Genomic DNA, 10,782 nt, shown 5'->3' with positions numbered 1-10,782 from the left:
GCCCGTACGCGCCCCCACCCGCCTACGCACGCATGCGGGAGCAGGCCCCGCTCGTCCGCGCCACGCTGCCCGGCGGGGAGGCCTGGCTGGTCACGCGGCACGCCGAGGCCCGGCAGGTCCTCTCGGGCACGGGCATCAGCACCAACCCGGCCACCCCCGGCCATCCGAGCGGCGCGCTGAGTGCCGAGCCTCCGGCCCCCGAGCGGGACGCGGCCATGGAGAAGTTCGCCATCGGCCACTTCATCGACCTGGACCCGCCCGAGCACGGCAGGTTCCGCCGGCTGCTCATCCCCGAGTTCACCGTCAGGCGGATGCGGGAGCTGCGGCCCGGCATCCAGCAGATCGCCGACGAGCTCATCGACGACATGCTCGCCAAGGGGCCGGAGGCCGAGCTGGTGGAGGCGTTCGGGCTGGCGCTGCCCTCGCTGGTCATCTGCCGGCTGCTCGGGGTCCCGTACGCCGACCATGAGTTCTTCCAGTCACGGACCCGCACGATGATCGCGGCCATCGACGACCGCGAGGCGCGTCACGTCGCGGTGATGGAGATCAGGGAGTTCCTCGACGCGCTGGTCACCAAGGCGGAGGCCGACCCCCGCGACGACCTGCTCGGCCGGCTGATCAACGGCGGAGAGCTCGGCCGAGACGAGATCGTGGGCGTGATGTTCCTGCTGCTCGTCGCCGGGCACGAGACCACCGCGAACATGATCCCGCTGGCCGCGCTGACGCTCCTGCGCCACCCCGCCCAGCTCGCCGCGCTGCGCGCCGACCCCGGCCTGTGGCCCATGGCCGTCGAGGAGCTGCTGCGCTACCACTCGATCGCGGACTGGGTCGCGTTCGACCGCGTGGCCACCGAGGACCAGCACATCGGCGGGCAGCTCGTCGGGAAGGGCGAGGGCATCTTCGTGCTCGGGGCCTCCGCCAACCGGGACGAGCGCGCGTTCGACCGGCCGGACGAGTTCGACATCGGCCGCTCGGCCCGCCACCACGTGGCCTTCGGCTACGGGGTGCACCAGTGCCTCGGCCAGAACCTGGCCAGGGCCGAGCTGGAGATCGCGCTGCGCACGTTGTTCGAACGCCTGCCCGGGCTTCGGGTCGCGATGGCCGACGAGGACGTGCCCGTCAAGCACGAAAGCCCCATCTTCGGTCTCAAGGCGCTGCCCGTGGCGTGGTGATCCTCGGAAAAGAGACGAGGGCGTTCATCACCTTTTCATGATGAACCTCTAGCGTTTGCAACATGAGTGAGCCCGCACGGTTGCTGGTGGTGGACGACGAGCCCGCGTTGCGCGAGGCGCTGCAGTCGAGCCTGGAGTTCGAGGGCTACAAGGTCGCCACGGCCGGCGACGGGCACGCCGCGCTGGAGGCCCTGGCGAGCGACTCGTTCGACGGGGTGCTGCTCGACGTCATGATGCCGCGCCTCGACGGGCTGACCGCGTGCCGCCGGCTGCGGGCGGCCGGCAACCACATCCCCGTCCTCATGCTGACCGCCCGCGACGCGGTCGGCGACCGGGTCTCCGGGCTCGACGCGGGAGCCGACGACTACCTCGTCAAGCCGTTCGAGCTGGACGAGCTGCTGGCCAGGGTGCGCGCGCTGCTGCGGCGCGGCGCTCTCAACGCCGGCCCCGCCGAGACCGGCGGCGTGCTCACGTACGACGACCTGCGCATGGACCCGGCCACCAGGGAGGTCACGCGCGGTGACCGCAGGCTCGACCTGACCAGGACCGAATACCTGCTGATGGAGCTGTTCCTCGCGCACCCGCGCCAGGTGCTGACGAGGGACCAGATCCTGAGCGAGGTGTGGGGGTTCGACTTCGAGCCGACGTCCAACTCGCTCGACGTCTACGTGATGTACCTGCGGCGCAAGACCGAGGCCGCAGGCGAGCCGCGCGTGATCCACACGGTGCGCGGCGTGGGGTACGTGCTGAGAGCGGCGCCGTGAGACGGGGGAGCCTGCGGTCCCGCCTCACCCTCCTCGTCACGGTGGCCGTGGCGCTGGCCATCACGGTGTGCGCGGGCATGTCGTGGTTCATCGTCCAGAACCAGCTGATCAAGCAGCTCGACCAGACCATCATGGACCCGGAGGAGTCGGGCGACAGGGACTTCCTTCTCCACCACTGCACCCCTGAGGGCTCGTCCGACGAGTACGCCGGCATGGCGATGCTGCTGCGCGCCGACGGCACCACGTGCTCGCTCGGCGCTCCCATCGTGTGGACGGAGGAGGATCTGACTCTGGTGGCCGACCGCCGCGAGCCGATCTGCCGTGACGGCGTGACCCGCGACGGCAAGCCGGTCCGCGTGGTGATCTCGAACTTCTCGCCCGGAACCGCCGTCCTGGAGGCGGCGCCGCTTTACCACACCAGGCGCACGCTGCGGAACACGGCGTTCGCGCTGGCGGCCGTCGCGGCCCTCGGCGTGTTCGGCGCCGCGTGGGCGGGCCTGGCCATCTCGCGCACAGGGCTGCGCCCGGTCGGGGAGCTCACCAAGGCGGTCGAGCACATCGCGCAGACCGAGGACCTGGGCACCCGCATCCCCGTCAAGGGCAACGACGAGATCGCCCGTCTCAGCTCGTCCTTCAACGCCATGACCGCGGCCCTCGCCGGATCCCGCGAACGCCAGCAGCAGCTCGTCGCCGACGCAGGCCACGAGCTGCGCACCCCGCTCACCACCCTGCGCACCAACATCGACCTGCTGCTGCGCAGCGAGCAGACGGGCCGCAGTCTCGACCCGGGCGCCAAGGAACGCCTCCTCGTCAACGTGAAGGCGCAGTTCGCCGAGCTGTCCACGCTCGTCGGCGACCTGCTCCAACTGGCCAGGGGCGACGCCGACCACGAGCCGCACGTCGAGCTGGCCTTCCACGAGGTGGTGACCGCCGCCGTGGAACGCGCCCGGCTGCGCGGCGCCGAGGTCGTCACCGACCTCCGCCCGTGGTACGTCGTCGGCGCCGCCGCCTCCTTGGAACGTGCCGTGCTCAACCTCATCGACAACGCCGGCAAGTTCAGCCCCGGCGGGCAGGTCGAGGTGAGGCTGCGCGGCGGCCGGCTGACCGTGCGCGACCACGGCCCAGGACTGCCCGAGGAGGACCTGCCGCACGTGTTCGAGCGCTTCTGGCGCTCGCCCTCGGCGCGCGGGCTTCCCGGGTCGGGGCTGGGGCTTGCGATCGTGGCGCAGGCGGTCGCGGAGGCGGATGGATCGGTACGCCTGGAGAACGCGCCGGGCGGCGGCGCGATCGCCACTATGGATCTGCCGGGAACTCCCGATCGACGGTCGGATACAAGGCCATATAACGGGCTGAATGACGACCGGCAGAATACTTCCGGCTAATTTATTCAGACAGGTCCGAATTTATGCCGCAAATGGCACCTGACCAGGGGAAACTTTCTTCGGATCCATTTCGTCGGCGGCGCTCGGCGATGTACTCTCCTGGCAAAAGAACGGGACCGGAGATCCTTCACATCCCCGGTCCCTACCTCCAACGGTAGGGGAGATCGAGTTGAGCTACAAGGACGCGGCTGTCAAACTCGCTAACGAGTTGGCCACTGAGTTCGTCAACATTCGGGCGGATCGCATGGAATTGGGGCAGCAGCTCACCGAGCGCATCAACGGCGTGGGTTCCCGCGTCAAGATCGTCGACGGCAAGGTGACCACGCTCGACGCCAAGGTCGACACCCTGGACAGCAAGGTCGACGCCCTGGATGCCAGGGTGGGGTCGCTCGAGACCAAGGTCGATGCTCTGGACGTCAGGGTGGGGTCGCTCGAGACCAAGGTCGATGCTCTGGACGTCAGGGTGGGGTCGCTCGAGACCAAGGTCGACGCTCTCGACGCCAAGGTCGACGCCTTGGACGCCAAGGTCGACGGGCTGCAGGGGACGCAGCTCGAGATGATGAACATCCTCGTCGCCATCCAGCGCAAGCTCGACGTGAACTGATCCCCTCCCGAAGGGCGGGTCCGCAAGCGTCGTGGACCCGCCCTTTCGTGTGTTCGCGACCTCGGCGGGACGTTGCGCCACGCGCCGGCTCAGTGGACGTCTGCCGGCGGGCGGGCCCCCGGTGCCGTAGGGCCTTCTCGCGCTGCTGCGGCGGGCGGCCGTTCAGGACACCGAAGGACCAAGCTGGGCTCTCGATGCGGTTCCGGGCTTGACAACGATGTCAGGGGCATCCTTGATGGTGCTATGGGCGCACCACTGATCGCCGCCCGCGGGATCGTGAAGAGCTACGGCCACGTGGAGGCACTGCGTGGTGCGGACTTCACGGCGCGACCGGGCGAGGTGGTCGCCCTGATCGGCGACAACGGCGCGGGGAAGTCCACCCTGGCGAAGATTCTTTCCGGCGTTGAACGGCCCGACTCGGGCACGATCGAGATCGACGGCCGGCCGGTGGCGTTCGGCTCGGTCGAGGAGGCCAGGGGCGCGGGCATCGAGACCGTCTACCAGGACCTCGCGCTCTGCGCCGAGCTCAGCCCGGCCGCCAACTACTTCCTCGGCAGGGAACGGCTCAGGCCTGGCCTGCTCGGCCTGCTGGGCGTGCTGGACAACGCCACCATGCGGCGCGAGACCCGGGAGGCGTGCGAGCGGCTCGGCGTACGGCTGAAGTCGGAGACCGCGCCGGTCTCGACGCTCTCGGGCGGGCAGCGGCAGGGGGTTGCGGTGGCCAGGGCGGTGGGGTGGGCACGGCGGGCGGTGTTCATGGACGAGCCGACCGCGGCGCTCGGCGTGGTGCAGACGCGGCGGGTGCTCGACCTGATCAGGAACGTACGCGACTCGGGCGTGGCCGTCGTGCTCATCAGCCACAACATGCAGGACGTCATGGCGGTGTCGGACCGGGTGGAGGTGCTGCGGCTGGGCCGCAGGGTGGCCAGGTTGGACACCGCGCGCGTGTCGATGGAGGACCTGGTCGGCGCCATGACGGGCGCACTCGAACAGGACGAACCCGACCTGGGGGCCGCGGCTGTGGAGGAAGGCGAGCGATGAGGCACCTCCGGCTCGGGGCCCCGCAGGTCGTGTGGATCGGCCTGGTGCTGGCGGGGCTGGTGGTGGCGTTCTCGCTGCTCGCGCCGCGTACGTTCCCCACCTCGTTCAACCTGCTCAACCTGGTCAGCGACGCGGCCATCCTGCTGCTGCTCGCCACCGGCATGACGTACGTGATCATCACGGCGGGCATCGACCTGTCGGTGGGCGGGGTGCTGGTGTTCTCGGCCGTGTCCGCGGCCAAGGTCATGGAGGCCACCGGGTCGCTCGTTCTCGGCACCGTGGCCGCCCTGGTCGCGGGGCTGGCCTGGGGGGTGCTGAACGGCGTGCTGGTCGCCATGGGGCGCATCCCGGCGCTCATCGTGACGCTCGGCACCCTCGGCATGTCGCTCGGCGGCGCGCTGCTGCTCACCGGCGGCGTCGACCTGCGCGCCCCGACCGAGCTGAACCTCGGGCTCGGCCTTGCCCGCTGGCTGGGCGTGCCGGTGATCGTGTGGATCTGCGCCGCCATCACCGCGGTTCTCGCGCTCATGCTCGCCCGTACCCGCTTCGGCCGCCACACGTACGCGATCGGCTCCAACGTGGAGGCCGCCCGGCGCGGCGGCGTGGCCGTGCGCGCGCACCTGGTCAAGGTGTACGGGCTCGCGGGCCTGCTGGCGGGCCTGGCCGGCTGCCTGTCGCTGGCCAAGTACGGCATCACCGGCGTGTCCGCGCACTCCACCGACAATCTCCAGGCCATCGCGGCCGTGGTGATCGGCGGGACGTCCCTGTTCGGAGGGGTCGGGACGGTGGCCGGCACGGTCATCGGCGTCTTCATCCCCGTCGTGCTGCAGAACGGCTTCCAGATTCTCGGGGTGCGGCCGTTCTGGCAGCAGGTGGTGGTGGGCGCGGTGCTCGTCGCCGCCGTCTACGTCGACCAGTGGAGGCGCAGGTCCCGCGACCCTTAGGAGGAGGCACCACCATGCGCAAGATCACGGCGGCTCTCGCAGCGATGATCCTGATCACCGCCTGCGGCGGGCAGGGGAGCGACGCGGGCGGCGGCGAACAGACCAGGGTCACTCTCGTGCAGGGCCTGGCGGGGGAGGAGTTCTACGAGACGATGGCCTGCGGCGCGAAGGCCAAGGCCCAGGAGCTGGGTGTGGCGCTCGACGTGCAGGGACCGCAGAAATTCGACCCGACGTTGCAGACGCCGATCGTCAACTCGGTGACCGCGAGCGCGCCGGACGCCATGCTGATCGCACCGACCGACGTCAAGGCGATGATCGCGCCGCTGACCCAGGCCAAGCAGCAGGGCATCAAGATCATCCTCGTGGACACGGTGGTCGAGGACGACGGCATCGGGCTGTCGAGGATCAGCACCGACAACGTCAAGGGCGGCGCGGCGGCGGCCCAGGCGCTCTCGGAGCAGATCGGCGGCAAGGGCAAGGTGCTGGTCATCTCCACCGACCCCGGCGTCAGCACCGTGGACGCGCGCATCAAGGGCTTCGAGCAGGAGATCAAGGCCAACCATCCGGACATCGCCCATCTCGGTGTGCAGTATTCGCACAACGACGTCGGTGAGGCGTCCAGGATCGTCAACGCGGCGCTGGCGAAGGACCCCGACCTCGCCGGGGTGTTCGCGGCGAACCTCAACTCGGCCACCGGCGCCGGCTCGGCCCTGCGCCAGGCGGGCAAGCTGGGCGAGGTCAAGATGGTGGGCTTCGACGCGGGCCCCGCGCAGGTCAAGCAGCTCAAGGACGGCGTGGTCCAGGCTCTGGTCGCGCAGTTGCCCGGCGACATCGGCGCCAAGGGCGTCGAGCAGGCGGTCGCCGCGGTGAAGGGACAGCATGTCACGGCGTCGATCCCGACGGACGCCACGATCGTCACGGAGGAGAACGTCGACGAGCCGGAGGTGCAGAGGATCCTCTACAAGGCGGGGTGCTGACCGGGCCGGCTCAGGCCGGCAGGGCGGCGAGGAGGAAGGCGAGCCGGGCGGCGGCGGACTCGACGTCCTCGGAGGTGCCCAGGCGATAGCCCCATGAGGTGATGAACGCGCCCTCGTCGGAGCAGGTCACGGTCTCCGTGAGGGTGGCCGAGAATCGGTTGCGGACCGACACGTAGGCAGGGTCACTGGCCAATGCGAGGCTTTGCACCGACAGGTCCGCGTGACGACCCGCGTGCCACGCGAACCGCTCGAGGCAGAGCGCGGTATCAAGCATCATGCGTCACCTCCGCAACGTCTCGCGACAGAATTGCACGATCTTGGCGCGGAGGGCAAGCAATTGCTGCGGTTAATATGCGGTTTGTTGCCGGTAATGGTGAAGAACCCTGATGATGACCTCCCGTCCGGCCTCCTCGAACGCGGCCACCTTCGCGAAGTCGTCGAACGCCCGGACGTAGAAGGCGATGTCATCGGGGTCGCGCAGGATGAGGTCCTTCGTCATGGTGGCCACGCCGACCATGGAATCGTTGTAGATCCAGAAGCCGTTGACCGGGTTGGACGGGAACTCGGCGTCGAACGGGATCACGCCGAACTCCACGTTCGGCAGCGTGCTGACGGCCAGCAGGCGGTCGAGCTGGCCGCGCATCACCTCGGGCGGCGCCAGGAGGGTGCGCAGCGTGGCCTCCGAGACCACGAACCGGAACGTGCGTGTGCGGTCGTAGAGGATCTCCTGGCGTTGCATGCGCACGCGTACGGCCGCGTCGATCTGGTCGGCGGCGCTGTAGAGGCGCTTGACCTTGCGGAACACGTGCCTGGCGTATTCGGAGGTCTGCAGCAGGCCCACGACGATGCCGGGCTCGAACACCCGGAACAGCTTGGTGCGCGCCTCGAGGTCGCGGACGTCCTCCTGGAGGGCGGCCAGGCCGCTGCGGTGGCGCTGCTTCCAGTCGTCGTGCCGTTCGAGCAGCGCGATGGCCTGCCGGATCAGCTCGTCGGTCGTGTCGGGGGAAGCGCGCACGGCCTGGGCCCACACGACCACGTCATCCTCGGTGGCGGTCTGCCTGGCGTTCTCCAGGCGCGAGACCTTGGACGGCTGCCAGCGAAGCTGTTCGGCCAGCTCCTTGCCGGACAGCCGAGCGGTCTCGCGCAGCTGGCGTAATTGGCTGCCGAGGTCGATGCGCGCCTGCTGAAAGGACGTCACGCCGCAAGAGGCTAGCCCTGCCTGCGCCGATCATGCCAGTGCGGTGCGCAATTGTGATCAAGCGGTAGCCGTGGGTGTTCCTCCGCAGGTCGGGAAAGCGGTTGCCGACCCGTCGGGCAGAACCCTGCGGGCGATTTCGGTGATGAGCTCGCGGGGCACCTCGACGGCGGCCTCGCCGTCGAGCACGTCGCGGAGATCGGCGAGCGCCTCGGTGTCGGTGACCTGGAGGCCTTGGACGACGATGGTGCCGCGGTCGGTCTCGTACAGGGTGGGACAGGCGCCCGCCTCTGACGTGGACCCGAGGAACCGCATACGCATGACGATCCTTCCCCGATAACAGATGCAATTGCGCGCAATTGTATGGCTCGGGGGCCGATATGTGATCGTTTCTCCGAAATCGTGATATCCGGTCAGTTGAGCGCGCCGTGCATGAACTCCTGAGCCCGCTCGAACAGGCCGAGCGTCGTCGCGTGCAGCAGGTCGCCGATGTCCCGGGGCGCCTTGCCGGCGAACGCCCGCGCGTGCGTGCCCTCCAGGACGATGCCGAGCTTGAAGCAGGCCATGACGGCGTACCAGTCGATGGCCGACAGGTCGCGCTCGGACAGCGCCGCGTAGTAGGCGATGATCTCGCGCGGCTCCGGCAGCCCCGGCACGTGGTCGTTGCCGGCCGGCCACATCGCGAGCAGCCAGCCGAGGTCGACCAGCGGATCGCCGATCGTGCACATCTCCCAGTCGACGATGGCGGCCACGCGGGGGCTGTCGGTGGCGAACATCAGGTTGGCGAAGTGGTAGTCGCCGTGCATGACACCCGGGACGAACGCACGGGGCAGGTTGCGGGTGAGCCAGCCGGCCGTCTCGCTCAACCCGGGGATGTCGGGGCCGGGGTAGCCGTCGAGCTCGCCGTACGAGTCGAGCTCCTTCAGCCAGCGCGGCACCTGCCGTTCGAGGAACCCCTCCGGCCTGCCGAACCCCGGCAGCACCTCCGGATCGACCCGCCCCAGCTCGGCCAGCGCGGCGGCCGCCTCCAGCCCCATGTGGTGCCTGATCGCGGGGTCGGAGGCGTGCGGCTCCGGCAGCCCGGTCGAGGGGTTGAACCCGTCGACCGGGTCCATCAGGTAGAACACCGGCTCCCGCGCGGTCTGCGCGGCCACCAGCGTGGGCGCGGGCACCGGGGTGTCGTGCAGCGCCGCCAGCACGCGGGCCTCACGGCGCAGCACCTCGTTGCTCTTGCGGCGGGCGTGCTGCGGCGGCCTGCGCAGGATGTAAGGGCGGCCGCCGCGTTCGAGGCGGACCATGACGTTCTGCGTGCCGCCGGGGACCGGTGTCACATCCGTGATCGGGCCGGGAGGAAGGCCCTGCTCGTCCATCCACGCGTCGAGCTCGTCGAGGTCGATGGCGCTGACGTCGATGTGGGTGGAGGTCATGTGCCGCCCTTCGGCCAGAATGATGTTCTGGTAAAACCCTATTCAGGGCCCGGGAACCCGGTCAACCGAGCGCCTGCATGAAGGGGAGGAACTGGCGTGAGCGGTCTCCGGGCAGGTCGTCGCCGCGCACCATGAGCGAGACCTCCCACGGCTCGCCGATGCCGTGCTCGCCCGCCCACCGGATCATGGACTCGTGGGCGAGGTCGAAGTCCATCCGCACCTCGCCGCCCGCGTCGAGGGCCAGGTCGCCGATCAGGGCGCGTGCCGTCTTCTCGTCGTCCGCCACGACCGGGCCGATCACGGTGGTGTCGTCGTTGCGCCAGCACTGACCGAACCCGCCCGGCGCCACCCTGACCTGCTCGCCGAAGGTGAACATCCGCCGCAGCGCCGCCGACCTGTCCATGCCGAACACCTCGGCGTCGAGGGCCAGGATGGCGTCGAGGTCGGCGACGGTGGCCGGGCGGGTCGTGCCCGAGGGCTCGCCCGCGAAGACACCCGTGTGCTTGGCCACGCGACCGGTCGTGCGGAAGCCCAACTGCTCGTAGAGCGACCGCCCCTGCTCGGTGGCGTGCAGGAAGACGCTGCGCTCACCCGCCCGGTCGAGCACGTGCCGCATGAGCGCGCGGGCGAGGCCCCGCCTGGTGTAGCGGGACGCGGTGAGCACCATGCTGATCACGGCGTGCGCGTCGCCGTAGAGGGTCAGGACGTTGCACGCGGCCAGGCCGTCGCCGTCGTCGGCGTCGATGCCGTACGGCTCGCCGATCTCGAACAGCAGGCGCCATTTGTGCTCCTCGGGCGGCCAGCCGCGGTCCTTGGCCAAATGGATGCAGGCGTCGAGGTCGTCGATGGTGAGGCGGCGCATGACGCCCCATCCTTATGCATGGGCGGGGAAGATCTCAAAGGGTTTCTGCAGCAGGATGAAGGGATGGAGTGCGTTGTAGCGGTCGATCTCGGCGGCACCACCATGAAAGGCGGGCTTGTCGCCCGAGACGGGACATGTCTGCATATCGAGCGGCGGCACACCCCCCGCACCGAAGGCCCCGAGCGTGTCGTCGCGGCCGTGTCCGCCCTCGTCAGCGACCTCGCCCGCCCCCGGCCGGGCGTTCGCCCTCTCGCGGTGGGGCTGGCGGTGCCCGGCCTTGTCACGGCGGAACATGCCGTCTTCTCGGCCGCGTTCGGGTGGCGGGACGTGCCGGCGTCGTCGTTCACGGACGTGGACCTGCCCGTGGCGCTCGGGCACGACGTCCGCGCCGCGGGCAGGTCCACGTCCGTGAAC

The 10,782-nt window shown here is 69.8% G+C and carries 13 protein-coding genes; 8 read left to right on the top strand and 5 right to left on the bottom strand.

The features are described 5' to 3' along the window. From GUY59_RS43965 to GUY59_RS43935, 7 genes are all read left to right on the top strand, one after another. Positions 1–1,172: cytochrome P450 (locus GUY59_RS43965; protein ID WP_161715036.1), on the top strand; the 1,172-nt coding region annotated here is incomplete at its 5' end. A gap of 62 nt (positions 1,173–1,234) precedes the next feature. Next, a complete protein-coding gene (locus GUY59_RS43960) occupies positions 1,235–1,936 on the top strand; it encodes a response regulator transcription factor (protein ID WP_138208663.1) in 702 nt (233 codons plus the stop codon). After that, the gene (locus GUY59_RS43955) at positions 1,933–3,318 is read left to right on the top strand and encodes a HAMP domain-containing sensor histidine kinase (RefSeq protein ID WP_252375276.1); all 1,386 of its coding nucleotides are present in this window, start codon (positions 1,933–1,935) and stop codon (positions 3,316–3,318) included. The genes GUY59_RS43960 and GUY59_RS43955 overlap by 4 nt, the downstream gene beginning before the upstream one ends. A 169-nt stretch (positions 3,319–3,487) precedes the next feature. Next, positions 3,488–3,922, top strand: coding sequence for a DUF7310 family coiled-coil domain-containing protein (locus GUY59_RS43950; RefSeq protein ID WP_138208664.1), 435 nt, complete (start codon positions 3,488–3,490; stop codon positions 3,920–3,922). Positions 3,923–4,165: 243 nt separating this feature from the next. Beyond that, a complete protein-coding gene (locus tag GUY59_RS43945; protein WP_161715035.1) occupies positions 4,166–4,963 on the top strand; it encodes an ATP-binding cassette domain-containing protein in 798 nt (265 codons plus the stop codon). Next, a complete protein-coding gene (locus GUY59_RS43940) occupies positions 4,960–5,907 on the top strand; it encodes an ABC transporter permease (protein WP_138208558.1) in 948 nt (315 codons plus the stop codon). Before GUY59_RS43945 ends, GUY59_RS43940 begins: the two co-directional genes overlap by 4 nt. Before the next feature lie 14 nt (positions 5,908–5,921). Continuing rightward, on the top strand, positions 5,922–6,884 hold the full coding sequence (locus GUY59_RS43935) for an ABC transporter substrate-binding protein (protein ID WP_138208557.1): 963 nt from the start codon (positions 5,922–5,924) through the stop codon (positions 6,882–6,884). Positions 6,885–6,894: 10 nt separating this feature from the next. On the opposite strand, the gene GUY59_RS43930 is transcribed toward GUY59_RS43935, so the two are convergent. From GUY59_RS43930 to GUY59_RS43910, 5 genes are all read right to left on the bottom strand, one after another. After that, entirely contained in the window at positions 6,895–7,161 is a 267-nt protein-coding gene (locus tag GUY59_RS43930; RefSeq protein WP_132341666.1) for a hypothetical protein, read from the bottom strand. 69 nt (positions 7,162–7,230) lie between these two features. Continuing rightward, complete coding sequence (locus GUY59_RS43925) at positions 7,231–8,082, bottom strand: helix-turn-helix domain-containing protein (RefSeq protein WP_138208556.1); 852 nt, start codon at positions 8,080–8,082, stop codon at positions 7,231–7,233. 57 nt (positions 8,083–8,139) lie between these two features. Next, entirely contained in the window at positions 8,140–8,400 is a 261-nt protein-coding gene (locus GUY59_RS43920; protein ID WP_132341670.1) for a hypothetical protein, read from the bottom strand. A 92-nt stretch (positions 8,401–8,492) separates the two neighbouring features. Next, entirely contained in the window at positions 8,493–9,506 is a 1,014-nt protein-coding gene (locus tag GUY59_RS43915; RefSeq protein WP_138208555.1) for a phosphotransferase family protein, read from the bottom strand. 61 nt (positions 9,507–9,567) lie between these two features. Beyond that, complete coding sequence (locus tag GUY59_RS43910) at positions 9,568–10,368, bottom strand: GNAT family N-acetyltransferase (protein ID WP_138208554.1); 801 nt, start codon at positions 10,366–10,368, stop codon at positions 9,568–9,570. A 63-nt stretch (positions 10,369–10,431) separates the two neighbouring features. Here GUY59_RS43910 and GUY59_RS43905 point away from each other — a divergent pair. Further along, positions 10,432–10,782, top strand: a 351-nt coding sequence (locus tag GUY59_RS43905; RefSeq protein ID WP_161715034.1) for an ROK family protein, incomplete at its 3' end; no start/stop codon positions are given.

Source organism: Nonomuraea sp. K271, from assembly GCF_009908215.1.
GTDB classification, from domain to species: domain Bacteria; phylum Actinomycetota; class Actinomycetes; order Streptosporangiales; family Streptosporangiaceae; genus Nonomuraea; species Nonomuraea longispora.
Note: the sequence above shows the minus strand (reverse complement) of the source record. Positions and strands in the feature narration are given on the sequence as shown.